Raw genomic sequence first — 24,006 nt, 5'->3', positions numbered from 1 at the left:
GTGCCCATTCTGAATAAAGACATGACCCTCTGCATCTCGCTCTCCGCCCGCCCCAGCAACAACGGGACCCGGTTCCACAACCACCTTTACGGGCAACTGGACCTGAACTGGATCTACAAGGCGTTCGCGCCCACCAACCTTGAACAGGCCATCGCCGGCGTGCGGGGCCTGGGCATCCGGGGCTGTGCCATCTCCATGCCCTACAAGGAAGACGTCATAGCCCTGGTGGACGAGATGGACCCCTCCGCCAAGGCCATCGACTCCGTGAACACGATCGTGAACACCGATGGCCACCTCAAGGCGTACAACACCGACTACACGGCCATTGAGCAGCTCCTGGCCTCCAACGAGGTCCCCACCAGCTACTCCGTGGTGGTGCAGGGATCCGGCGGCATGGCCAAGGCCACGGTGGCGGCCTTGCGGGACGCCGGCTTCACCAACGTCACGGTCGTGTCCCGGAACGAAGCCTCCGGCCGGGCGCTCGCGGACCAGTACGGCTTCCAGTGGCGGGCAGCGCTCGACGGCAGGACGGCTGACCTCATCATCAACGTCACGCCCATCGGAATGGCAGGGAGTATGGCCGGCGGGGCGGACGCAGAGACCGTGTCGTTCCCGGCGGAGGCAATCGAAGCGGCCCGCCTGGTCTTCGACGTGGTGGCCTTGCCCGCCGAGACGCCGCTGATCCGGGCCGCCCGTGCAGCCGGCAAGCCGGTCATCACCGGCGCCGAAGTGGCCACCATCCAGGCCCTCGAACAGTTTGTCCTGTACACCGGGGTACGGCCCACGGCTGAGCAGGTGCGGGCCGCCGAGGAGTTCATGCGCGCCCAGTAGCGGACGGGCGGCCCGCCCGGCCGGCCCTAGGGCATGCCGGTCGGGACGGGTTCCACCACGACGGCCACCCGGTCCTCGCCAATCCGGGTCAGGACCAAGGTGGCGGCCTTGCCGGCGGCCTTCTTGCCGGAACCCTTGCCGGCCGCCTTTCCGCCCGGCAGCAGTTGCTTCCGCAGTTCTTCGGGGGTGACGGCAGTGCCCCGCTTCTTGATGTCCAGCACGGTGATGCCCTCCTGCTTCACCCAGGCTTTGAGCGCCTTGACGTTGTAGGGCATCACTTCCCGCACTTTGTAGGCGCGGGCGAACGGCGTGGCCACCAGTTCCGGCGCACAGATGTAGGCGATGTGCTCATCCACCAGGTGGCCGCCGAGTTCCAGCGCGACATCCGCCACCAGCCCGGCCCGGATCACGGCGCCGTCGGGTTCGTACAGGTAGCCCTCCACCGGTCCCACCGGTGCGGTGGGGCCTGCACCGAAATCGTTGCCGCTGGTCAGTTCGGCCGCACCTTCCGGGCCAAGGACAAGGGCGGCGCGGCGCACCCCGGGCCTGCTGACGGCGTTGAACCACAAGGTCACTTCGGTGACGTCTCCGGCTACCGACACCCACTGGGCTTCGCAGCCGGCGGGCACGGATTCGTGCGGCATGCCGGGCCCCATCTTGACGCCCACCGCCTTCCCTGACGCCGCGAGCGATTCAACGAAGGACAACGGCGGTGAGAACGCTTCCGGGTCCCAGATCCGCTTGGTGCCGGACGTGGAGGTGACCCGGCGTGCTGGATCCAGCCACACGCCGTCGACCCCCTCCAGCGGCACCGCTGCCGCGTCCGCGTGCACCACGGTGGCGTTGGGGAAGGGGATCAGGTTCACCGTGGCGCAGGCCGCCGTGGTCTCGTCCATTTCGACGGCGGTCACTGTGAGGTCAAGGGATGCCAGGGCCAGGGAATCGGCGCCCAGGCCACAGCCCAGGTCCGCCACATGGCTGATCCCGGCGGCGGCGAACCGCTGTGCGTGGCGCGCCGCGACGTTCAGGCGGGTGGCCTGCTCCAGGCCTGCCTGGGTGAAGAGCATCTGGCGGGCGAACTCACCGAACTTCGCCTCGGCCTTGGTGCGCAGCCGCGACTGGGTCAGGACGGCGGAGACCAGCCCGGCAGGATGGCCGGCCTTCCGGAGCGCGGAGTTGAGTTCGAAGGAATCCTCGTCCCGGTAGGGGCCCAGGGAGGCTAACAGCTCCCAGCCTTCGGGGGTCAGCAGCGGTGCGATCTGGTCCTGGGGAGCGTGAGCCATGGGTTCCAGCCTAGTGGAGGAGCGCATGCGGGGTTGCCGATAGTGTGGACACCATGGATGAAACCGCAGCCCCCGGGGACACCGGCGAACACGACCCCAAGGAACGGGGTCCTGCCCGGTTTGCCCGCCCGGTCCTGATCGCCGCGGCCGTGGTGGCACTGGTGTGCATCGCGCTTCTGGTGATCATCTTTGTCCTGGACACATTCAACGCCACTGTCTACTCGGTGGGCGGCAACGACATCTCGGACAACACGCAGGAAGCCCGCGACATCCGCGGACTGTACGACGGCGCGCGGGCCGGGAGCATCTTCTTCCTGGTGGCGGCACTGCTCGCCGCGGCCGCTGCGGGCTGGGTGCTGTTCCGTAGCCGGAAGCAGGGTGGCAGTGATGCCGACGGCGGCGAAGACGTGGACTTCGACGATCTGGGCCGCTGAAGCTGCCTGGGCCCCCGCTGCTTCCCAAACCGCGCTCAACGGAATACGCCGATGACGAAAAACTGGCACTCGCCTTGACCGAGTGCTAACCCTTACATAGAGTTTCAATTAGCACTCTCCCCCGGAGGGTGCTAACACATGAAGAGCTGCCAGCCAGGCTGCTGCCGGCACCGCGACGACGGTTTGCCAGCCACGGCGGAAAGCTTTCCAGTCCACGAATTTGCTGACGAAAAGGAGAGGTCCGAGTGTCGGTCTCTATTAAGCCTCTTGAGGATCGTATTGTTGTCCGCCCGCTCGAAGCCGAGCAGACCACGGCTTCCGGCCTGGTCATCCCGGACTCCGCACAGGAGAAGCCGCAGGAAGGCGAAGTTGTTGCAGTAGGCCCCGGCCGCTTCGAAGACGGCAACCGCGTTCCTGTCGACGTAGCCGTTGGCGACGTCGTCATCTACTCCAAGTACGGCGGAACCGAAGTCAAGACCGGCGGCACCGAGTACCTCGTGCTGTCCGCCCGCGACGTCCTGGCGATCGTCGTTAAGTAACTCTTTCGGATCCCCGTGCCGCCGGCCACGCTTATGCTGGCCGGCAGTGCGGGGTTTCTGTCTTTGAAAGGACAAAACCATGGCAAAGCAGCTTGCGTTTGACGACGCTGCACGCCGGGCCCTCGAGGCCGGCATCGATAAGCTCGCCAACACCGTCAAGGTGACGCTCGGCCCCCGCGGCCGCAACGTCGTCCTGGACAAGAAGTGGGGCGCCCCCACCATTACGAACGACGGCGTCACCATCGCCCGCGAAGTCGAACTGGACGACCCCTACGAGAACCTTGGCGCCCAGCTGGCCAAGGAAGTCGCCACCAAGACCAACGACGTTGCCGGTGACGGCACCACCACCGCCACCGTCCTGGCACAGGCCCTGGTCAAGGAAGGCCTGCGCAACGTTGCCGCCGGTGCTGCCCCCGGCCAGATCAAGCGCGGCATCGAGGTTTCGGTTGAAGCCGTCGCCGCCCGCCTGCTGGAGAACGCACGCCCCGTCGAGGGCACCCAGGTTGCCAACGTTGCCGCCATCTCGGCGCAGAGCGACGAAATCGGCGAACTCCTCGCCGAGGCCTTCGGCAAGGTGGGCAAGGATGGCGTCATCACCATCGAAGAGTCCTCCACCACCCAGACCGAACTGGTCCTCACCGAGGGCATGCAGTTCGACAAGGGCTACCTGTCCCCGTACTTCGTCACCGACGCAGAACGCCAGGAAGCCGTCCTCGAGGACGCCCTGATCCTGATCAACCAGGGCAAGATCTCCTCCATCCAGGAATTCCTGCCGCTGCTGGAAAAGGCGCTGCAGAGCTCCAAGCCGCTGTTCATCATCGCCGAGGACGTCGACGGCGAGGCCCTGTCCACGCTGATCGTCAACCGCATCCGCGGCACCCTTAACGTCGTGGCCGTCAAGGCACCGGGCTTCGGTGACCGCCGCAAGGCCATGCTCCAGGACATCGCCACCCTCACCGGCGCACAGGTTGTGTCCCCGGAATTGGGCCTGAGCCTGGACACCGTGGGCCTGGAGGTGCTCGGCACCGCCCGCCGCATCACCGTCACCAAGGACAACACCACCATCGTCGACGGTGCAGGCTCGGCCGAAGACGTTGCGGCCCGCGTCGCGCAGCTGCGCGCCGAGCTGACCCGCACCGACTCCGATTGGGACCGTGAAAAGCTCCAGGAGCGCCTGGCCAAGCTGGCCGGCGGCATCGGCGTCATCAAGGTGGGTGCTGCCACCGAGGTTGAGCTGAAGGAAAAGAAGCACCGTATCGAGGACGCCGTTTCCTCCACCCGCGCTGCCCTCGAAGAAGGCATCGTGGCTGGTGGCGGCTCAGCCCTGATCCACGCCCTGAAGGCACTGGATGAGGACCCGTCCGTCAAGGCACTCGAAGGCGACGCTGCTGCTGCCGTGGGCATCGTCCGCCGCGCCCTGGTCCAGCCGCTGCGCTGGATCGCCCAGAATGCCGGCTTCGACGGCTACGTCATCACCTCCAAGGTGGCCGACCTCGAAACCAACAACGGTTTCAACGCCAAGTCCGGCGAGTACGAGGACCTGATCGCTGCCGGTGTCATCGACCCCGTCAAGGTCACCCGTGCTGCCCTCCGCAACGCGGCCTCCATCGCCGCCCTGGTTCTCACCACCGAGACCCTGGTCGTGGAGAAGCCGGCCGAAGAGGACGAGCACGCAGGCCACAGCCACTGATCCTGCCCGTCTTCACCTGCAGAAAACCGGTCCAGCATCTGCTGGGCCGGTTTTTTGTGCACCAGGGGCTCGGATCAGGTTGCGGCCATCTCGGACGTTTCAACCCCGCCCGCGCGTTCGTACACCAGCGAGACAGCCCCTTTCGGGAAGCTGCGTACCGGCTCGGCGAGGCGGTACGACGCCGGGACAGTGCCGGCGTCGAACAGGCGTTTGCCCTGGCCCAGCGTGACCGGATAGAGCCAGAGGTGCAGCCGGTCCAGGACATCCGCAGCCAGCAGCGAGCGGATCAGGACGCCGCTGCCGAACATGTGCACCTCCCCGAACTCGTCACGGAGGCGTCCTGCAGCCCGTTCATCCGGCAGGACTGTGGTGCCTGCCCAGCCTGGCCCGGACAGCGTGCGCGAGACCACGAACTTCGGTACCCGGTTGAGTGCATCAGCAATGTCCCCTGCCTGGTGCGGCCAGTAGGCCGAAAAGATGTCGTAGGTCCGCCGGCCGAGAAGCAGGGCATCCATGCGGCCAATCTCTGCGGCAATGGCGGCGCCGCCCTCGTCGTCGGACACCGGTGCCTGCCAACCGCCGAAGGCGAACTCTCCGTAGGTGTCTTCCTCCCGGCCGCCGGGAGCCTGGTAGACGCCGTCGAGGGTGATGAACAGGTTTGCCACGATGAATCCCATGCGTCCAGTGTGGGAGGGGCCTTGGACGCTGTCCAGAGCAGGGAGCCGGCGCGTGGCAGGATGGTGCCATGCTGCTCCTCGAGCTCGTCAAAACCTCGGACGCCGTGGCGTCCACCCGCTCCCGCCTGGCGAAGGTTGATGCACTGGCGGACCTGCTGCGCCGGCTTGAACCGGCGGAGATTCCGACGGCGGTGGGCTTGCTGGCGGCGAAGCCCCGGCAGGGCCGTGTTGGTGTCGGATGGCGCAGCGTCGCGGCTTCGAAGGCCGAACCGGCCCTGGAAGCAAGCCTCACTGTGGCCGACCTCGACGCGGCCCTGGACACGCTGCTCGCCACCGCGGGGGCAGGTTCGGCGGCCGGTCGCGCCGCGACGCTCGGGAACCTGATGCGGGCTGCGACGGCGGGGGAGCAGGGTTTCATCTCCGGCGTCCTGCTGGGTGAGCTGCGCACCGGCGCCCTCGACGGCGTCCTGACCGATGCCGTGGCCCGCGCTGCGGACAGGCCCGTTGCCGCCGTACGGCGTGCCGCGATGCTCTCCGGGGATCTCGGCGGGACCGCCCTGCTCGCCATGACCGGGACCGCAGCCGAGCTGGAGGCGGTGGGCCTCGTCGTCGGCCGCCCCGTGCAGCCCATGCTTGCCGCCACGGCGGCCAGTCCAGGCGAAGCCCTGGAAACCACGGGAGAAGCCTCGGTGGAATACAAGCTCGACGGCGCCCGGATCCAGGTCCACCGGTCCGGCGCCGAGGTCAGCATCTACACCCGCAACCTCGCCGATGTCACGCACCGCCTCCCGGAGGTGGTTGACCTGGTCCGCGGGCTGCCGGTGCAGGATGTGATCCTCGACGGCGAGACCCTGGCCCTCGATGAAGACGGCGGCCCGCGGCCGTTCCAGGAAACCATGGCCCGGTTCGGCGCGGATGCCGTGCGGGAAACGGTTCTGCACCCCTGGTTCTTCGATGTTCTGCACATCGACGGGCGGGACCTGCTGGACGAACCGTTGTCGGTGCGCATCGACGCGTTGGAACGGATTGCCCCGGAGCATCGGATCCCGGGCGAAATTACGGCGGACCCGGAGATTGCTGAACGGGTGTCCCGCGAGGCGCTGGCTGCGGGTCACGAGGGTGTGGTGGTGAAGTCCATCGGGTCCGCCTACGCCGCCGGGCGGCGGGGATCCAACTGGGTGAAAGTCAAGCCGGTGCTCACCTACGACCTGGTGGTGCTTGCCTGTGAATGGGGGTCTGGCCGCCGGAGCGGGCTGCTCTCGAACCTGCACCTCGGCGCACTGGACCCGGACGGGGACTTCGGCGAACCAGGCGGCTATGTCATGGTGGGCAAGACCTTCAAGGGGCTCACCGATGAGCTGCTCCGCTGGCAGACGGAGAAATTCCAGGAGCTCGAGGTGCGCCGCACCGCCGGCACCGTGTGGGTTGAGCCGGTCACCGTCGTCGAAATCGCCATCGACGGCGTCCAGCAGTCACCGCGCTACCCGGGCGGGATCGCCCTGAGGTTCGCCAGGGTGAAGCGCTACCGGGACGACAAATCGCCGGCCGAAGCCGACACAATCCGGACCCTGCGGGCCTTGCTGCGTCCTTAGCGGACTGTGCCTTGTCGGTTGTGCGGGTGCTGGGGCGGTCAGTGGCGCAGGCCGCTCCGTTGGCCCCGCACGCTGTGCGCCGCTGCCGCGGGCCGCCGCCTGGCCACCAACCGGTAGAAGAGAAGGACCGCGACCGCGGCCACGACAATGCCGACGAGGTTCAGCAACAGCTGCAGGGCCGAGCCGGCCGCCTTCGGGTATTCACCCAGCACCAAGGCAACTGCAACGTACCCTGCGGCCGGGACCGTGGTCACCGAGATGAATACGCCGATGAGTGCCGCCGAGCGCCTGCCGATAATCGACAGCATGCCCGCGATACCCGCCAGCACGGCAACGATCAGTGAATAAGGGCCCGGATGGTAGATGAATTCGACGGCCGAACCCGTATCCAGGGCATTGCGCGGGAAGAGGCCGAGCGGGATGGACAGCCATGCAGTCAATGCCGCCAGCAGCATGGCCACGGGGAACCCGACCCCCAAGGCAATGGCGGCGCGGCGGCCAAGCTTCCACTGCCGGGTGGCCAGCGAAACGGCGAGTGCGGCCAGCGGCCCAAACTCCGGTCCCACCGCCATGGCACCCACAATTGCGATCGGCGAATCGGTCACGATGCCGATTCCGGCGAGCTGGGTTGCCAGCACCAGGAAGGCCAGGAAGTTCCAGGTCAGCCTGGAGTCCTCACCGGTTTGGCGCGTGACGTCGTCCCAGATCACCGCGTCCGCGCCGTCCCCGGGCGCGGCATGCTCCGCCCGGTCAGCACTGCTGGAGAGCACGAATTCCGGCGTCGTCATGGCAACGGATCCCACGTCGCGGATCTTCAGGACCTGGAGCTTCTCCAGGAGTTCCTCCACGGATTCCCTGGCGACCTGGACCTCGATGACGTCGCCCGCCGGCACCACGGACGCGCCGGGAACCACCGCCACGCCCGCCGTTCCCACCTGGTCCCGGCAAGTCTGCACCGTCACCTCGGACAATTCTTTGGGCACGCAAATCCGCAATTGGACAATCACGCCGGCTCCCTTCCACACCTCGGCCCAGCTTAGTTCGCGCCGGACCCCGGATTGGCCCTTCCAAACGCCGGTGCGTAGGCTTAATGTTTTGGCTGGCCGGCGGCGTGAGGGGTTTTGGAGTGTCGATGACAGGAACCCGGACAGCGCCGCAACCAGCGGGACAAGCCCCCGGCCGCGACCGTAAACCGACCTTCCGGCCAGAGGTCCAGGGACTGCGTGCACTGGCGGTCCTCATGGTCGTGGCCTATCACGTCTGGTTGGGACGCGTGTCCGGCGGGGTGGACGTCTTCCTGCTGATCTCGGCCTTCCTGCTCACGCTCTCCTTCGTCCGCAAGGCAGAGTCCGGCCAGCCCTTCCGGCTGATGGCCCATTGGCTGCACCTCTTCAAGCGCCTCCTGCCGGCCGCCGTCGTGGTGATCCTCGGGGTGCTGGCCGGCACATGGCTGATCCTGCCCCAAAGCCGCTGGCCGCAGATCCTGGACCAAGCCTGGGCCTCGCTGTTGTACAGCCAAAACTGGGTACTGGCTGACGCCGCGGTGGACTACTACGCCCAGGACCACGCAGGAGCCAGCCCGCTGCAGCACTTCTGGTCCTTGTCCATCCAGGGGCAAGTCTTCATCCTGTGGCCGCTGATCTTCGCCGCAACCGCCGCGATCCTGCCCGCCGCCCGCCGGATCCCCCTGTTGCGCCGCATGGCCTACCGGGGCCTGCTGGCCGTGGTTTTTGGCGTGGTGTTCGCCGCGTCCCTGGCCTACTCGATTGACCAGACGGCCACCAACCAGGCCTACGCATACTTCGATACCGGCGCCAGGCTCTGGGAGTTCGCCCTCGGGTCGCTGCTGGCGCTGGCGTTGCCGTACCTGCGGCCCGGCCGCGCGCTGAGGGTGGTCCTGGGCTGGGCAGGGCTCGCCGGCATGGTCTCGTGCGGATTGCTCCTCACGGTCGACAGGTCCTTTCCCGGCTTTGTGGCCCTCTGGCCCACACTGGCCGCCGCCGCCATCATCGTCGCCGGGCAGTCCGGCAGCCGCTTCGGCGTGGACAGGCTCCTGAGCAGCCGCCCGGCGGTCGCCTTGGGCGACAACTCCTACGCCCTTTACCTCTGGCACTGGCCCCTGCTGGTGCTGGCCCTGGCGGCCACGGGGGTGGAGGCGCCCAACCTCAAGCAGGGTCTCGGGATCGTTGCAGCCGCCGTCGTACTTGCCTTCCTGACCACCCGCTTCGTTGAAAAACCGTTGCGCGACTGGCACTGGCCCAAGCTCCGGGCGTGGCGCACCGCCGTCGTCATTGTTGCCTGCGGTGCGCTGCTGGCCGGTCCCGTCGCCGTCTGGCAGACATCGCTCACCGCGGAGGAAAGCGCGACGGCGGCACAGCCCCGGGAGCTGACGCCGGGTGCGTTGGCGCTCACCCCGGAGAACGAAAACGTGCCGGCTCCCCGGGCAAGGACCATTCCCGGCCCGACTGCACTGGACAACGACTGGGCCGGAATCGACTCGCCCTGCACGGGTTCAAACGCCACGGACGACCCCATCCTGGAGGGGTGCCGCCAGGAGCTGCCGGAAGAACCGGCCACCAAACGCATCGTGGTGCTGGGGGATTCGCACGCCCAGCAGTACCTTGCCGCCCTGGCTCCGGTGGCCGCTGCACGCGGTTGGGAACTGGTGACATTACTCATGCCCGCGTGCCGGTTCGGCGCGGAATCGGAAACCCGCAACGCGGAATGCAACGCCTACAACAGGGCCAGTTCCGCCTACGTCCTGGAACATCGCCCGGATGCTGTTTTCACAGTGGCGTCGCTGACGCATGAGGACGCGCCCTTCGAAACGGAGGTGCCCGGCTACCTTGCAGGAGTCGCTCCGTTCGCCGAGGCGGGCATCGAGATCGTGGGCATCCGGGACAACCCCAGGTTCACGTTCAACATGCCCGAGTGTGCGCAACGCAACGGCGCCGACGCGCCGGAGTGCAACCCGTCGCTGGCCGAGTCCCTCGTGGAGCCCTCGCCGCTGGAGAACTACCGCGGCAAGGTACCGGGCCTTCACCTGATGGATATGAGCGACTTCATCTGCGCCCGCGGCGTCTGCCCTGCCGTCGTCGGGAACGTCTACGTCTACAAGGACGACAACCACCTGACCCGGACCTATGTGGAGACCATGATCCCCATGTTCGAGCAACGCCTGCTGGCCGCAACCGGATGGAGCTGAGTGCGGTTGCTCACATTGCGGGCCTGGAATAGGGGGATCGGGCCGGAGGTTCTAATATTTAGTCAACACTTTCTGCGCCCGGAACGCCGTATCCCACGGTGGTCCCGCAAGAACGTCTGCACAGGCCAGTTCCGTAATAACGGGCTGGTCATCGGCTGCAACCCCTACCCGTGACCCAGCAACCAAGGTAAGAGGCGCACTCATGACCGAGCCCGAACACAATCCTTTTGGCTTCATTGGCCTGACCTACGACGACGTCCTGCTCCTGCCGGGCCACACCGACGTCATCCCCTCCGAGGCCGATACCTCATCGCGGATCTCCAAGCGGATCAGCGTGCAGACCCCCCTGCTCTCGGCAGCCATGGACACCGTCACCGAGTCCCGCATGGCCATCGCCATGGCCCGCCAGGGTGGCTTGGGCGTGGTGCACCGCAACCTCTCCATCGCCGACCAGGCGGACCAGGTGGACCGGGTCAAGCGGAGTGAATCGGGCATGATCACCAACCCGCTGACCATCCGCCCCGAGGCCACGCTCCGGGAACTGGATGATCTCTGCGCCCACTACCGCGTGTCAGGCCTTCCCGTGGTGGACGAGGACAACCGCCTGCTGGGCATAGTCACCAACCGCGACACCCGCTTCGTACCGGAGTCCGACTTCCCGCTGCGGCTGGTCAGCGACGTCATGACCAAGATGCCCCTGGTCACCGGCCACGTGGGCATCAGCCGCGACGAAGCCTCCCACAAGCTGGCCACCAATAAGATCGAAAAGCTCCCGCTCGTGGACGAGCAGGGCCGGCTCAAGGGCCTGATCACCACCAAGGACTTCACCAAGGCCGAACAGTACCCGCTGGCCACCAAGGACGACGAAGGCCGCCTCCGCGTAGGTGCAGCCATCGGCTTCTTTGGTGACGGCTGGGAGCGCGCCATGACCTTGGTGGACGCCGGGGTGGACGCCCTGTTCGTGGACACCGCCAACGGCCACTCCCAGGGTGTGCTGGATATGATCCGCAGGCTGAAGTCCGATCCTGTTGCCGCGCACGTGGACATCATCGGCGGCCAGGCCGCCACCCGCGAGGGCGCCCAGGCACTGATCGACGCCGGCGCCGACGGCATCAAGGTGGGCGTCGGGCCCGGCTCGATCTGCACCACCCGCGTGGTGGCCGGTGTGGGTGTTCCGCAGATCACCGCCATCTACGAGTCCGCCAAGGCGGCCATCCCGGCCGGCGTTCCACTGATCGCCGACGGCGGCCTGCAGTACTCCGGCGACATCGGCAAGGCCCTGGTGGCCGGTGCCGACACCGTCATGCTCGGTTCCCTGCTCGCCGGCTGCGACGAGTCCCCGGGTGAGCTGATCTTCGTCAACGGCAAGCAGTTCAAGTCCTACCGTGGCATGGGGTCGTTGGGTGCCATGCAGTCGCGCGGCAAGAACACGTCCTACTCCAAGGACCGCTACTTCCAGGCGGACGTTTCCGGCGACGACAAGCTGATCCCGGAAGGCATCGAAGGCCGCGTGGCGTACCGCGGCCCGCTGTCCTCGGTGGCTTATCAGCTGGTGGGCGGCCTGCGCCAGACCATGTTCTACACCGGCGCGCCGACCATCCCCGAGCTGAAGGCCCGTGGCAAGTTCGTCCGGATCACCTCCGCCGGGCTGAAGGAATCGCACCCGCACGATATCCAGATGACGGTGGAAGCACCGAACTACGGTTCGCGGTAAGGCACAGGAGTCAACAAAGGAGGCAGGGTTTCGGCCCTGCCTCCTTTTGTTTTCCGCGGCAGGCCTTGACGTCTTTGAATGTCGGACCCTGGTTGGATGATGTTTCCATGGGAATCGGTTCTGATTTGGCGGTGGTGATGGGGGGTGTTTCTGCCTCTGTTGCTGCGCTCGATCTACTCACCCGCGAAGATGATTTCCTGGCTGCCGGTATCGGCACTGGCGCTGATGTGGATGTGTTGCAGCGGCGGTATGAGTTATGTCTGGGGCGGCTGGAGGTGGTGGCCCGGTTGGAGGCGCAGCTGGCGGCGGTGAAGGCGCGGGACGTGGCGGATGCCATTGGGTTCCAGCGTGCTTTGCTTCCGCCGGACGCCCCGGTGGATGAGCGCACGTTCGCGGAGATGTCGGTGGTGGAGGAGATCGCCGGGATCCTGACCATCAGCTCCGCCGCCGCCGGGGCACTGGTGGAGCAGTCCCGCCGGGTCTGCTCGCTGCCGCCTGTGGTCGAGGCCCTGTCCACGGGTGCGGTGTCGTGGCAGCACGCCCGGATCGTGGCCGACGAAACCGAAGGCCTGACCCCTGAAGGGGCGGCCGGGTTGGTGGCGCATTTCTTCGACCCCGACGCACCCAACCCCGCCCGCGGCGCGGCCCCCGGTGACCTTGTCCCGTCCCGGTTCCGGGCGAAGGTCCGGGCCTGGCGGGAACGCCACCACCCCGAAACCCTGGAGAAACGCCATGCCAAGGGGGTGGCGGACCGGCGGATGGATTACGCCCCGGACCGCGACGGGATGGCCTGGCTCTCGCTCTACCTGCCCGGGGACACCGCATGCGCGATCTGGAACCGCAGCACCGCCACCGCCCGCGGCCTCCAAACCCCCGACGAGCCCCGCACCCTCACCCAGCTCCGCGCCGACGTCGCCGCGTCACTGCTCCTCGGCGCCGGGCTGCAGCCCACCACCAAGCACACCGCCGCGGCCGCCGACACCGAACCCGCCGCCGCGGCTGCGGGTTCCGGTAATGACGCAAGTCCGGGATGTGCTTCCACTGACATCGGCAAGATCCCCACGCCGCGGGCGGATGTCCTGGTCACGGTCCCGGTGTTCTCGCTGCTGGGCCTCACCGATGAGCCGGCCGTGCTGGACGGGTTCGGGCCGGTCCCGGCATCCATGGCGCGGAAGCTCGTCGCCGGCGGCGCGGAATCGTTCTACCGGGTCCTGGTCGACCCCCGCGACGGGGCACCCCTGGACATCGGCCGTACCCGCTACCGGCTCCCGGCGACCATCAAACAATGGCTCCGGCTGCGGGACGGCACATGCACCTTCCCCGGCTGCACCAACCACACCCCCGACAACGACACCGACCACCTCAACCCCTGGCACCACGGCGGCACCACCGGTGCCCGGAACCTGGCCCAACTCTGCCCCCGACACCACCGCCTCAAACACCACAGCCCCTGGACCCCCGACCCAGCCACCAAAAATGAACCACCCGGCTGGACCTCACCCACCGGCCGACACTACAAACCCGAACAACACGACCCCCAACCAACCCACTGGCCACCAGGAACCCTGCCGGCCAGAGCACATGCAATACCCATCCAATTCCACGGCGAACAGGCAGGCATTGAAGGCCTCCCGCCATGGGAACCGGACGACGCCAACCTCATAGACCTCAACGACCTCCCGGAAGAGGACCCCGTCCGGGCCGGATACTTCGCAAAACCGTTCGTGCTGTCGGTCTAGGTCGTGTCTGACGTCGTTCAGCAGATCGTCCGGTGTTGACCGTTTCAACCGGTGCCAGCACTAGGCTGATTCCATGTCCCAACCGCGCCATCCGGCGGAACTCACCCCAAAACGCGATCCGCAAAAACGGCTTGCCATCAGGCCGTACGCGCGCGCCGTAGCCCAGGTCCTCAGGGTCAGTTTCCGGGCGTCCCCGGGCGCGGTGATCATGAAGGTGCTCGGCTCGCTGATTTCGGCCGTCCTTCCCCTGGTCACCACCTACTTTGCGTCACGGACGACCACGGCGCTTGCTGCTGCATATGCGGGCGACGCCGGAGCCGGACGCCTTGCGATCGTCTACGTCGTGGTCACCGCGGCGCTGGGCCTCTTTTGGGGCGCCTTCAGCAGCGTCGACCGCTACATCCAGCAGTTGATGAGCTTCAAGGTTGGCGCCATCGTGGGCGACCAAATGTACGAACGATTCCTTGCGCTGGAATTCTGGCGCTACGACGACAAGGAGACGGTGGACCTCTACGACCGCGCCAAGCGGTTCTCGGACTCGTACGCCCGCGTCCTGGACCGGATCGCCGCCATTTTCACTCAGCTGGTCTCGGTCATCCTGGCCATCGGTGCCCTGCTGCTGGTGAGCTGGTGGATCGCCGTCATCGTGCTGGTGGCCATCGTTCCCAGCGTGTACCTGCAGTTCAAGCTCTCCCGGGAGCAGATTGCGCACTGGAACACCCAGATAGACTCACGCCGCCAGCGCCGAATGATCGAAACCAACCTGCTCCGCCCGCAGCACATCGCAGAGATGCGGCTCTACGGGATCGTCCGCTTCCTCATGGACCTCCGCTCCCGCCTCCGCGACGCGGACGAACGGCGCCGTCTTGATTACCAGCGGCGCTACATCCCCAGGCAGCTGGCTGCGGACGCCCTGCAGTACGGCGCCGAGGTGGTCTCGCTGATCTGGGTGGTGGGCCAAGTCATCACCCGGGCCCAGCCCGTAGGCCAATTCCTGTACGTCCAGCAGATCGTCAGCCGCGCCTTGTCCACCGCGAACAACCTGGTGTCCTCACTAAGTTCCATTGACGAAGACCTGGCCAACCTGACGGACTACGAGACCTTCATGGGGATGCCCGTTCACGCCGAACATGCACCGCCCCTGTTGGAGGCTCCACAGGAAGTGGAACTGAAGGACATCCGCTTCACCTACACGGGCAGCGATATCGAGGTGATTCGGGGAATCAGCTTCACCATCAGGCGCGGCCAGCACATCGCCATCGTAGGGGAGAACGGCGCCGGAAAGTCGACGCTGATCCGCATCCTCGCCGGCCTCTACCGCCCGGACTCCGGACAGGTGCTGCTCGACGGCGTGGACCTCGCCGCCGTCGACGTCACCTCCTGGCACCGGCACCTGGCAGTCCTTAGCCAGGAGTTCCTGAAGTACGAGTTCGCCACGGCCGCGGAGAACATCTATTTCGGCGACGTCGACAGCCGGCGCGATGACGGCCGCATCCGGCGGGCGGCAGCAGACGCCGAAGCTTTGGAGTTCATCAACAAACTGCCCAACGGCCTGGACAACCACGTCAGCAACTGGATGGAGGATCCGCGGGGCCGTAAAGGCAGCGGCCTCTCCGGCGGCCAATGGCAGCGCCTGGCCATGGCCAGGAACTTCTACCGGGACGCCTCGTTCATGGTGATGGACGAACCGACGTCCGCCATCGACGCCCTCGCCGAGCACAGGATATTCACCCGCCTTTTCGCTGACCGCGACAGCACCATCATTGCCATCAGCCACCGGCTGGCCACCATCGAAAAGGCCGACGTCGTCTACATGCTGGAAGACGGCAGGATCGTCGAGCAGGGCACGCACAAAGAACTGGTGGCCCTCCGCGGCAGGTACTTCAGGATGTTCGAATCCCAGTTGACCGTCGAGGAACCGACCGGAACCTAGGACTGCACCACGGTGGTGCGGACCCGTGCCACGCTCGGCCGGGGCGGGACGCTGCTGACCCCGAACGTCACGGCGGGCCGGATGGGAGCCAGGGTCCCGGCGTCGGCGCCTTCCCAGCGGACGACGGCGGAGGTGACGTGGTGCAGGTCGCTCACCCCGTAATACTCCGCCCTGCCGCTGCCCGCCGTGCCGTAGGTGCGGGCTCCCGGGGCCGCCAACGCGGCAAGCGGACTGACGGCGGAAAGCCAGCGCGGGTGCACCGCAAGGCGCCGCGGTACGGCCCGCAAAGCCGTACCCAGGAAGGTCCTCGCCCCGGTCACGGCCCGGATTGCCAAGGGGCCGGCGTCGACCCTTAGCGCCCGTTCACCCAACACGGCGGAGACGTCAACCAAACGCACCTCATCGAACGTGTAGGTGGCCGAGATGAACTCTGCCACATCCGGCCGGGGTGCCAACAGCAGCCGGTGCCCCGAGGGTTGCTGCACCATAACGTCGGCAAACGAACCGAAGGGGGAGTCTTGCCAGATGCCCACCACGGCGCGGAGCCCGGATGCCGTGCCGATACCTGCAATATGCCCGTCGAAGATCCAGCGTTTGCCCATCACAATCCTGCCGCTGACCGATTATCAGAGCGGTCCGTAGGCGGCATTGCCATGAGGATCGCGCCAGAGGGCCAAATCTTCTTCAACTGCCCGCCGAAGCTCTGGGTTGGATTGCACCCTTTCCCGGAACGACTGCCGGGCGCGGCCCATGACCGTTGACGGGACCACGATGCATGCGACCAGGAGAAGCAGGATGAGTACGAAGGCTCCCACGAGTGTTATTGCCGCACCATTGCCCTTCGCCGTGGCCGAGGGCAGGTAGAGGACCATGATGGCGCCCAGCGCGACTGCCAGTACGGACATCATGGCGACGCCACCACGGGCGGATCCCGGGCCACGGCTGATCAGGACCCTGTCGGGGGTGGGCAGGGCGGCCCGGGCACGCTTCCATCCAAAGAGGCCCGAAAGCATCAGGCCAACCCCCAGAGGGACCAGTACGAGCGCTGCGGCAGGGTTCCCCGACGTGACGGCAAAAAACATGCCCGCGAGGGCCAGGACGGGACCGCCGGCGATTGCGCTGCTCCAGCCGGCGGCTCCGGTACCTTGGGCGTCAGCCAGTTGACGCAGCCGGGACGGAGCGTTTGGCGGGCTGATCCGAGCCAGTTCCGGAGCCAGCCAGTGCTCGAGGGAGTGGACGGGCGCATCTGCGGGGAAGGGATTGTGATGTGTCATGCCGGAAGCAAGCCCAGTCCATGGCGCAGCCGGTCCGCCAGGCCCGGGGCCGCGGTCGCAGGCTGCGTTTCGTCACCGGCGGCGATTTCCACGCCGGCCGCACCTGTACCGGCGTGTGCGTGCTGGTCAGCCTGCGGGAGGGGTGTCGTTGAGCCAGCTGGCAGGGACGGCGAGGTCTGCTTCATCATCGGCTGCCAGCGACGGATAGACCAGGTGGCCATGGTTGGTTCTCCTCGGAAGGTGGGCGCGGGGAGCGTTCACCGAATCCCCCTGCCCAAGGCTACGCGGTAGCCAGGCAGTTCTTCCATGGGCAGGGCTGCACCCTTGCACGCAGTCCGGACCCGGCCAGCGGAGCTGCTGGGATAACCTAGAGCAGTGACTTATGAGATCGAGATCGGCCGTGGCAAGCGTGGGCGTCGTGCCTACTCCCTGGATGACATTGCAATCGTCCCCAACCGTCGCACCCGCGACCCCAAGGACGTCTCCGTCTCCTGGCAGATCGACGCCTACCAGTTCAGCATGCCTGTGATCGCCGCCCCGATGGACTCGGCCATGTCCCCGCAGACCGCCATCGCCCTCGGCAAGCTTGGCGGCCTGGGCGTCCTTGACCTGGAAGGCCTGTGGACCCGGTACGAGGATCCGCAGTCCGTGCTGGACGAGATTGCGGCCCTTCAGGACGAGGTCAACAGCCCCGCCGTGACAGGCCGGATGCAGGAGCTGTACCGTGCGCCCATCCAGCCGGAACTCATCACCTCCCGTCTGGCCGAGATCCGCGAGGCCGGCGTCACCGTGGCCGGATCGCTCACCCCGCAGCGCACCCAGGAGCACTACAAGACCGTCGTCGCCGCCGGCGTCGATATCTTCGTCATCCGCGGAACCACGGTGTCCGCCGAGCATGTCTCCAAGAACCACGAACCGCTGAACCTGAAGCAGTTCATCTACGAACTCGACGTCCCCGTCATCGTGGGCGGGGCGGCGGGCTACACCCCGGCACTGCACCTGATGCGTACCGGCGCGGCAGGTGTGCTGGTGGGCTTCGGCGGCGGCGCAACCACCACCACGCGTCGCGCCCTGGGCATCCACTCGCCCATGGCTTCAGCCATTTCCGACGTCGCGGCCGCCCGCCGTGACTACATGGACGAGTCCGGCGGCCGCTACGTCCACGTGATTGCCGACGGCGGCATGGGCACCTCGGGTGACATCGTCAAAGCCATTGCCATGGGCGCCGACGCCGTCATGCTGGGCAGCGCCCTGGCCAGGGCAGAGGAGGCGCCGGGCAAAGGCTGGCACTGGGGCCAGGAAGCCCACCACACGGAGCTCCCGCGCGGGGACCGCGCCAACGTGGGCACCGTGGGACCCCTGGAGGAAGTCCTGTTCGGACCCGGCCACCACACCAACGGCACGTCCAACCTCATCGGCGCGCTGCGCCGCTCCATGGCGACCACCGGCTATTCGGACCTGAAGGAATTCCAGCGGGTCGACGTCGTGGTCTCGCCCTACGCGGGGAACTGACCCGATTGGGCGGGGCGGCAGTCACCGCCGCCCTGCCCAAAGCGCGCTTCCAGCAAGTAGTGTGGGTTTACTACCGGCACTAGCGGCACTGGAGGCGTTCAATGAAGAGTGTTCCTGCAAACGGCGGAGTTCTCGGCCCGGAAGCCAGGGAAGCATCCATAGGGCGGTTGCGCGCCACCGCGGAACCTGGCCAGGAACTGGACATCCTGATCGTGGGCGGCGGCATCGTCGGTGCGGGAGCCGCACTGGACGCCGTGACCCGCGGGCTGAGCGTTGGCATCGTCGAGGCAAGCGACTGGGCCGCCGGAACGTCGTCGCGGTCCTCGAAACTCATCCACGGCGGCCTGCGCTACCTGGAAATGCTTGACTTCGCCCTGGTCAAGGAGGCCCTCCAGGAACGCGGACTGCTGCTTTCGGAAATTGCCCCGCACCTGGCCCGGCCGGTGCCATTCCTCTATCCGCTGACCAAGCCGTTCATTGAACGGCCCTACGTCGGCGCCGGCATTGCGCTGTACGACGTCATGTCGATCTCCAGCGGGCACAGCCGCGGCGTGCCGTTCCACAAACACCTGAGCAGGCGTGGAACCCTCCGTGCCGCCCCCAGCCTGAAGGACGACGCCTTCGTGGGCTCGATCCGCTACTACGACGGCCAGGTGGACGACGCGAAGTACGTGGCCAACCTCATCCGTACCGCCGCCTACTACGGAGCCCACGCCGTCAACCAGATGGCCGTGGTGGACTTCCTTCGCGAAGGGGAGCGGGTGGTGGGAGCCAAAGTGTCCAACCGCGAGGACGGCACGGAGTTCAAGGTCCGCGCGAGGCAGGTCATCAACGCCACAGGCGTCTGGACCGACGAAACCCAGGCCATGGTCACCGACCGGGGCCAGCTCAAGGTCCGCGCCTCCAAGGGCATCCACCTGGTGGTTCCGCGGGACCGGTTCCAGTCAACGGTGGGGCTGATCCTTCGCACGGAGAAGTCCGTCCTGTTCGTCATCCCCTGGGGGCGGCACTGGATCATCGGCACGACCGATACTGACTGGCACCTGGACAAAGCCCACCCGGCCGCGTCCAGCAAGGACATTGACTACATCCTCGAGCACGTCAACAAGGTGCTGAAGCGGCCATTGACCAGGGAGGACGTTGAAGGGGTCTATGCCGGACTGCGGCCGCTGCTCGCCGGTGAAAACGACTCCACGGCCAAGCTCTCCCGCGAACACGTGGTGGCGCACCCCGTCCCGGGCCTGGTGGTGGTGGCCGGCGGAAAGTGGACCACGTACCGGGTCATGGCCAAGGACGCCGTCGACGAAGCCACCCGCACCATGGACGAACGGGTTCCGCCCAGCTGCACCGAAACCATCCCGCTTCTCGGTGCCAGCGGCTTCCGGGCCGCCTGGAACCGAAGGAACCGCACCGCCGAGGAATCCGGCGTGCACGTGGCCCGGATTGAACACCTCCTCAACCGGTACGGATCAATGACGCCCGAGGTCCTGGCCATCATCGAGCAGGACAAGGAGCTGGCCGAACCCATCCCCGGGGCCGATGACTACCTGCAGGCCGAGGCCGTCTACGCCGCCACCCATGAGGGGGCCCGCCACGTGCAGGACGTCCTGACCCGCCGTACGCGGATTTCGATCGAGGCGTGGGACCGGGGCGTGTCTGCTGCCCCCGTTGTCGCTAAACTGATGGGTGACGTTCTTGGCTGGAGTGACGCGCAGCGCGAAAACGAAGTCCGCCACTACATTGCCAGGGTGGAGGCCGAGCGCCTCAGCCAGCAACAGCCGGACGACGAATCCGCGGACGCTGCCCGCCTGGGCGTGGAAGACATCGTGCCCTTGCGCTGAGGGGCCGCTCGCCCCGCACTGCTGACTGAAGGGATACGCCTTGGCGGAACCACTTGACCCGTATGACGCCGAACTCACCACCCCCGAGATGGTGATTCTGGAACTGGAAGCGACGGACAAAACCGACGCCACCAACCAGCTGGCGGAACGGCTCCATGCCGCCGGGCGAATTTCCGACCTTGACGGATTCCTCAAGAACGTCAACGCGCGCGAGCACCAGCTGGCGACCGGCCTCCCCGGCGGGGTCGGTCTCCCGCACGCCCGCAGCGAGTTCGTCTCCCGGACGTCGATCGCCGTCGGCATCACCAAGTACGGCCATGCCCTGGACTTCGGCGCCACGGACGGCCCGGCCACCGTCATCCTGCTGATCGCCACGCCCGCCAGTTCGTTCTCGGACCACCTGGAAGTGCTGGCCACGCTGGCCCGGTCGCTGTCCAAGGAATCCTTCCGGGAATCCCTGCGGCGGGCCTACGATGCCGAAGTCATCGCCGAGCTCATCAATTCCAGCCTGGTGTTCTTCGACCACTAAGCAGCCGGGTCCCTGCGCCGCATCCGAACGCACAGGCGTTTAGTTGTTCTACAGAAGTACGAAGTACGGTTAAGACGTGTGGAAAACAGCCCTCAAACCCCGATGGATCGCAGGCTTCATCTTTGCGATCGCGCTTTCCGGGGTCTTCGTGCTGCTCAGCCAGTGGCAGTTCGGGCGGTCCACCCAGCCCGAAGCGCCGGTCAACCCCGCCACCGAACAGGTCCAGCCGCTCACCAGCACCCTCCAGCCCGGCGAATTCTTCCACGGCAGCGTCTCAGACCAGATGGTCACCGCGGAGGGAACCTACAGTCCCGACAAGCAGGTGCTGGTCCCCGGCAGGCTGCACGATGGAAAGACCGGCTATTGGGTAGTTTCCGCTTTCGCCGTTAACGGCGCCCCCACCCTTAAAGGTGCGGCTGCCTCCCCACAAACCTGGATTCCGGTGGCGCGGGGCTGGGTGGCGGACCCTTCCGACGCGCCAGCCCCTCCGTCGGGCCTGGTGCAACTGACGGGGCGCTTGATTCCTTCTGAAGCGCCGGTTCCCGGGAAGGCCCCCAAAACGGGGGAGGCCTCGGCCGTGTCTGTTGCCGAACTCATCAACTACTGGGGAGTCAGCAGCTACCCGGGATTCGTCTCGGCCACCGCGGAGGTGGCGGGCGGCAAAGATGTCAGCGCCGCGTCCGTGCCTGGCAGCCTGCTTCCGCTGAACATCGGCCCCCAGCCACCGTCGCAGCAGATCAACTGGCTGAACCTCTTCTACTCCATCGAATGGGTGGTTTTTGCCGGCTTCGCCCTCTTCATCTGGTGGCGGCTGGTCAAGGACGACTACCACCGGGACCTTGAAGAGGCCCTCGACGAAGCCGAGGAGTCCGATGGCCCGGAACAGCACCAGAACGAACAGCAGCAACCTGATCAGCACCAGCAGAAGGTACAGCCATGATTGATCCAAAACCGGCCACCCCCTCGTCCCAAGCCTCCGGCGCCAAAGGATCCGGCAAGAAGCGCCGCTTCGGCGGCACCGAAGCGCAGATCCGGTCGGCCCTGAAGTTCTACAAGGTCATGGCCTACCTGACCGGCACCATGCTGCTCCTGCTGTGCGCGGAACTGGTGGCCCGGTACGGCTTCGGGCAGTACCTGTTTGCCGGTGGCACCAGCGCACTCACCGGCCAGCCCTTCGGTTTTGGCTTCGCCGACGCCGAACCGCCGGCGGTGCTGAACGGTGTGAACGTCTCCGTCACGGTCCTGATCGTCCACGGCTGGATGTACGTGGTGTACCTGATCTCCAACTTCCGGCTCTGGTCCCTCCTGCGCTGGCCGTTCCTGAAGCTGGTCCTGCTGGCCCTCGGCGGCGTGGTGCCGTTCCTGTCCTTCATCGTCGAAAAGAAGTTCCACGCCGAGGTTGAGGCCGAGCTCGCCGCCAACCCGCAGGCGCCGCAGCGCTACTGAGCGTTTCCGCCTTCACTGACGTCTGCTCCGTCACAGGGAGGTCTCTCAAGGTGCGTCGGTGCAACGGCGCAAAGTAGGCTATTACGGTGACTACTCCCACTGCATCCCAGACTTCCCAGAAGCCGGTGCTGGTTGTTGATTACGGTGCCCAGTACGCGCAGCTCATTGCCCGCCGCGTCCGGGAAGCGAATGTGTATTCGGAAGTGGTTCCGCATACCTACACCACCGAGCAGCTACTGGCCAAGAATCCCGCCGCCATCATCCTCTCCGGCGGCCCCTCCAGCGTTTATGCCGACGGCGCCCCGAGCGTCGGTGCAGACCTCTTCGAAGCCGGCGTCCCCGTCTTCGGCATCTGCTACGGCTTCCAGGCCATGGCCAACGCCCTGGGCGGCAAGGTGGACAAGACCGGGCTGCGGGAGTACGGATCCACCGAAACCACCATCCTGGGTGACGGGCGCTCCGTTCTGGAAGGCATGCCCCAGCACCAGAAGACGTGGATGAGCCACGGCGACTCCGTCCACGAGGCGCCCGAAGGCTTCGATGTCCTGGCCACCACCGCCGGCGCTGAAGTCGCGGCCTTCGCCAATGAGGAGAAGTGCCTGTACGGCGTGCAGTGGCACCCGGAGGTCAAGCACTCCGCCTACGGCCAGCAGGTCCTGGAGAACTTCCTCTTCAAGGGCGCCAAGCTGGAACCCAACTGGACTACCGGCAACATCCTCGAGGAGCAGGTGGAGCGCATCCGCCAGCAGGTGGGAGACGCCCGGGTCATTTGCGGGCTCTCCGGCGGTGTCGATTCTGCCGTGGCCGCCGCCTTGGTACAGCGCGCAGTGGGCGACCAGCTCACCTGTGTCTTCGTTGACCACGGCTTGCTGCGTGAAGGCGAGGCAGAACAGGTGGAGCGCGACTTTGTCGCCGCCACCGGCGTCAAGCTCTACGTCGCCAACGAGCAGGAGCGCTTCCTTTCGGCACTGGCAGGCGTCAGCGATCCGGAAACCAAGCGCAAAATCATCGGCCGTGAATTCATCCGTGCTTTCGAGGAAGCGGAACTGGCCATCATCGCCGATGCTGCTGCCCACGGCGAGAAGATCAAATTCCTGGTCCAGGGCACCCTGTACCCGGACGTCGTCGAATCCGGCGGCGGCGAAGGTGCTGCCAACATCAAGAGCCACCACAATGTGGGCGGCCTCCCCGAGGACCTGCAGTTCGAGCTCGTCGAACCCCTGCGCGCCCTGTTCAAGGACGAGGTCCGTGCCGTGGGCGCACAGCTCGGCCTGCCGCAGGAAATCGTCGGCCGCCAGCCCTTCCCCGGCCCCGGCCTGGGCATCCGGATCGTCGGCGACATCACCAAAGAACGGCTGGACCTGCTCCGCAAGGCGGATGCCATCGCTCGTGCCGAACTGACTGCCGCCGGCCTGGACGACGAAGTCTGGCAGATGCCCGTTGTGCTTCTCGCCGACGTCCGCAGCGTCGGCGTCATGGGGGACGGCCGCACTTACGGCCACCCGATCGTGCTCCGTCCCGTGTCCTCCGAGGACGCCATGACCGCCGACTGGTCGCGCCTGCCCTACGATCTTTTGGCACGGATCTCCAACCGGATCACCAACGAGGTGGACGGCGTCAACCGGGTGGTGCTGGACGTCACCAGCAAGCCGCCGGGAACCATCGAATGGGAATAGTCCCCTGAGTGGCCGGCCTCCGCCAGCGGAGGCCGGCCACTGTTTTTCCCGGGAGAATCCCAGCAATTTCCTGTGCTCCAGTGTTGCGGTC

Annotated in this window: 21 protein-coding genes; 15 read left to right on the top strand and 6 right to left on the bottom strand. The window is 66.6% G+C overall.

The genetic code is table 11. The features are described 5' to 3' along the window. Window positions 1-831 carry a shikimate 5-dehydrogenase gene (locus C563_RS0102060; RefSeq protein WP_269208823.1) on the top strand — a complete coding sequence of 277 codons (831 nt, stop codon included), beginning with the start codon at window positions 1-3 and terminating at the stop codon, window positions 829-831. A gap of 26 nt (window positions 832-857) precedes the next feature. Here the strand turns inward: C563_RS0102060 and C563_RS0102055 are convergent, their stop codons facing one another. After that, window positions 858-2,114, bottom strand: a complete 1,257-nt coding sequence (locus C563_RS0102055) for a class I SAM-dependent methyltransferase (protein WP_018760379.1) — start codon at window positions 2,112-2,114, stop codon at window positions 858-860. 53 nt (window positions 2,115-2,167) lie between these two features. Here C563_RS0102055 and C563_RS0102050 point away from each other — a divergent pair, with 53 nt between their 5' ends. The 3 genes from C563_RS0102050 to groL all read left to right on the top strand — a co-directional run bounded on the left by C563_RS0102050 (window position 2,168) and on the right by groL (window position 4,777). Then, window positions 2,168-2,548 (top strand): hypothetical protein, encoded by a 381-nt coding sequence (locus C563_RS0102050; protein ID WP_026264283.1) that lies wholly within the window; start codon window positions 2,168-2,170, stop codon window positions 2,546-2,548. A 245-nt stretch (window positions 2,549-2,793) separates the two neighbouring features. Next, window positions 2,794-3,087, top strand: a complete 294-nt coding sequence (gene groES, locus C563_RS0102045) for a co-chaperone GroES (RefSeq protein ID WP_003805290.1) — start codon at window positions 2,794-2,796, stop codon at window positions 3,085-3,087. A gap of 79 nt (window positions 3,088-3,166) precedes the next feature. Further along, entirely contained in the window at window positions 3,167-4,777 is a 1,611-nt protein-coding gene (gene groL / locus C563_RS0102040; protein WP_018760377.1) for a chaperonin GroEL, read from the top strand. A gap of 74 nt (window positions 4,778-4,851) precedes the next feature. Here groL and C563_RS0102035 read toward each other — a convergent pair whose 3' ends face one another. Further along, window positions 4,852-5,454, bottom strand: coding sequence for a dihydrofolate reductase family protein (locus C563_RS0102035; protein ID WP_018760376.1), 603 nt, complete (start codon window positions 5,452-5,454; stop codon window positions 4,852-4,854). A 68-nt stretch (window positions 5,455-5,522) separates the two neighbouring features. Here C563_RS0102035 and C563_RS0102030 point away from each other — a divergent pair, with 68 nt between their 5' ends. After that, the gene (locus C563_RS0102030; protein ID WP_018760375.1) at window positions 5,523-7,046 is read left to right on the top strand and encodes an ATP-dependent DNA ligase; all 1,524 of its coding nucleotides are present in this window, start codon (window positions 5,523-5,525) and stop codon (window positions 7,044-7,046) included. A gap of 38 nt (window positions 7,047-7,084) precedes the next feature. Here the strand turns inward: C563_RS0102030 and C563_RS0102025 are convergent, their stop codons facing one another. Beyond that, window positions 7,085-8,008: a DUF389 domain-containing protein gene (locus C563_RS0102025; RefSeq protein WP_018760374.1), complete on the bottom strand. Its 924-nt coding sequence runs from the start codon at window positions 8,006-8,008 to the stop codon at window positions 7,085-7,087. 170 nt (window positions 8,009-8,178) lie between these two features. On the opposite strand from C563_RS0102025, the gene C563_RS0102020 reads away from it, so the two are divergent. The 4 genes from C563_RS0102020 (at window position 8,179) to C563_RS0102005 (ending at window position 15,637) form a co-directional block, all read left to right on the top strand. After that, the gene (locus C563_RS0102020; RefSeq protein WP_026264281.1) at window positions 8,179-10,251 is read left to right on the top strand and encodes an acyltransferase family protein; all 2,073 of its coding nucleotides are present in this window, start codon (window positions 8,179-8,181) and stop codon (window positions 10,249-10,251) included. A gap of 202 nt (window positions 10,252-10,453) precedes the next feature. Further along, complete coding sequence (guaB, locus tag C563_RS0102015) at window positions 10,454-11,965, top strand: IMP dehydrogenase (protein WP_018760372.1); 1,512 nt, start codon at window positions 10,454-10,456, stop codon at window positions 11,963-11,965. A gap of 107 nt (window positions 11,966-12,072) precedes the next feature. Beyond that, window positions 12,073-13,704 (top strand): HNH endonuclease signature motif containing protein, encoded by a 1,632-nt coding sequence (locus C563_RS0102010; protein WP_081624096.1) that lies wholly within the window; start codon window positions 12,073-12,075, stop codon window positions 13,702-13,704. 73 nt (window positions 13,705-13,777) lie between these two features. Then, a complete protein-coding gene (locus C563_RS0102005; RefSeq protein ID WP_018760370.1) occupies window positions 13,778-15,637 on the top strand; it encodes an ABC transporter ATP-binding protein in 1,860 nt (619 codons plus the stop codon). Here the strand turns inward: C563_RS0102005 and C563_RS0102000 are convergent. Genes C563_RS0102000 through C563_RS0101990 form a run of 3 tightly spaced genes read right to left on the bottom strand, consistent with a single transcriptional unit; the run spans window position 15,634 to window position 17,132 of the window. Continuing rightward, window positions 15,634-16,239, bottom strand: a complete 606-nt coding sequence (locus tag C563_RS0102000; RefSeq protein ID WP_018760369.1) for a hypothetical protein — start codon at window positions 16,237-16,239, stop codon at window positions 15,634-15,636. The genes C563_RS0102005 and C563_RS0102000 overlap by 4 nt on opposite strands. Window positions 16,240-16,263: 24 nt before the next feature. Next, window positions 16,264-16,911, bottom strand: a complete 648-nt coding sequence (locus C563_RS0101995) for a hypothetical protein (protein ID WP_018760368.1) — start codon at window positions 16,909-16,911, stop codon at window positions 16,264-16,266. Next, window positions 16,908-17,132, bottom strand: coding sequence for a hypothetical protein (locus C563_RS0101990; RefSeq protein ID WP_133831036.1), 225 nt, complete (start codon window positions 17,130-17,132; stop codon window positions 16,908-16,910). Before C563_RS0101990 ends, C563_RS0101995 begins: the two co-directional genes overlap by 4 nt. A 154-nt stretch (window positions 17,133-17,286) precedes the next feature. Between C563_RS0101990 and C563_RS0101985 the strand changes: the two genes are divergently transcribed. The 6 genes from C563_RS0101985 to guaA all read left to right on the top strand — a co-directional run bounded on the left by C563_RS0101985 (window position 17,287) and on the right by guaA (window position 23,915). Further along, window positions 17,287-18,423 (top strand): GuaB3 family IMP dehydrogenase-related protein, encoded by a 1,137-nt coding sequence (locus C563_RS0101985; protein WP_018760366.1) that lies wholly within the window; start codon window positions 17,287-17,289, stop codon window positions 18,421-18,423. A 101-nt stretch (window positions 18,424-18,524) separates the two neighbouring features. Beyond that, complete coding sequence (locus C563_RS0101980) at window positions 18,525-20,264, top strand: glycerol-3-phosphate dehydrogenase/oxidase (protein WP_018760365.1); 1,740 nt, start codon at window positions 18,525-18,527, stop codon at window positions 20,262-20,264. Between the two features lie 40 nt (window positions 20,265-20,304). Further along, entirely contained in the window at window positions 20,305-20,793 is a 489-nt protein-coding gene (locus C563_RS0101975; protein WP_018760364.1) for a PTS sugar transporter subunit IIA, read from the top strand. A gap of 76 nt (window positions 20,794-20,869) precedes the next feature. Further along, complete coding sequence (locus C563_RS0101970) at window positions 20,870-21,733, top strand: SURF1 family protein (RefSeq protein WP_018760363.1); 864 nt, start codon at window positions 20,870-20,872, stop codon at window positions 21,731-21,733. After that, the gene (locus C563_RS0101965; RefSeq protein ID WP_018760362.1) at window positions 21,730-22,239 is read left to right on the top strand and encodes a DUF3817 domain-containing protein; all 510 of its coding nucleotides are present in this window, start codon (window positions 21,730-21,732) and stop codon (window positions 22,237-22,239) included. The genes C563_RS0101970 and C563_RS0101965 overlap by 4 nt, the downstream gene beginning before the upstream one ends. Window positions 22,240-22,325: 86 nt before the next feature. Further along, complete coding sequence (guaA, locus tag C563_RS0101960) at window positions 22,326-23,915, top strand: glutamine-hydrolyzing GMP synthase (protein WP_026264280.1); 1,590 nt, start codon at window positions 22,326-22,328, stop codon at window positions 23,913-23,915. Window positions 23,916-24,006: the final 91 nt, after the last annotated feature.

Origin of the sequence: Arthrobacter sp. 135MFCol5.1 (assembly GCF_000374865.1) — a bacterium.
Taxonomy (GTDB): Bacteria; Actinomycetota; Actinomycetes; order Actinomycetales; family Micrococcaceae; genus Arthrobacter.
This window is presented reverse-complemented; position numbering and strand designations above follow the sequence as displayed.

Bases quoted from the DNA above. Each gene is read 5' to 3' on its own strand.
- C563_RS0101965 (WP_018760362.1), top strand. From the start codon at position 21,730: ATGATTGATCCAAAACCGGCCACCCCCTCGTCCCAAGCCTCCGGCGCC.
- C563_RS0101980 (WP_018760365.1), top strand. From the start codon at position 18,525: ATGAAGAGTGTTCCTGCAAACGGCGGAGTTCTCGGCCCGGAAGCCAGG.
- groL (WP_018760377.1), top strand. From the start codon at position 3,167: ATGGCAAAGCAGCTTGCGTTTGACGACGCTGCACGCCGGGCCCTCGAG.
- C563_RS0102055 (WP_018760379.1), bottom strand. From the start codon at position 2,114: ATGGCTCACGCTCCCCAGGACCAGATCGCACCGCTGCTGACCCCCGAA.
- C563_RS0102005 (WP_018760370.1), top strand. From the start codon at position 13,778: ATGTCCCAACCGCGCCATCCGGCGGAACTCACCCCAAAACGCGATCCG.
- C563_RS0102010 (WP_081624096.1), top strand. From the start codon at position 12,073: ATGGGAATCGGTTCTGATTTGGCGGTGGTGATGGGGGGTGTTTCTGCC.
- C563_RS0102030 (WP_018760375.1), top strand. From the start codon at position 5,523: ATGCTGCTCCTCGAGCTCGTCAAAACCTCGGACGCCGTGGCGTCCACC.
- guaB (WP_018760372.1), top strand. From the start codon at position 10,454: ATGACCGAGCCCGAACACAATCCTTTTGGCTTCATTGGCCTGACCTAC.
- C563_RS0102000 (WP_018760369.1), bottom strand. From the start codon at position 16,239: ATGGGCAAACGCTGGATCTTCGACGGGCATATTGCAGGTATCGGCACG.
- C563_RS0101995 (WP_018760368.1), bottom strand. From the start codon at position 16,911: ATGACACATCACAATCCCTTCCCCGCAGATGCGCCCGTCCACTCCCTC.
- C563_RS0102020 (WP_026264281.1), top strand. From the start codon at position 8,179: ATGACAGGAACCCGGACAGCGCCGCAACCAGCGGGACAAGCCCCCGGC.
- C563_RS0102035 (WP_018760376.1), bottom strand. From the start codon at position 5,454: ATGGGATTCATCGTGGCAAACCTGTTCATCACCCTCGACGGCGTCTAC.
- C563_RS0101990 (WP_133831036.1), bottom strand. From the start codon at position 17,132: ATGGCCACCTGGTCTATCCGTCGCTGGCAGCCGATGATGAAGCAGACC.
- C563_RS0102050 (WP_026264283.1), top strand. From the start codon at position 2,168: ATGGATGAAACCGCAGCCCCCGGGGACACCGGCGAACACGACCCCAAG.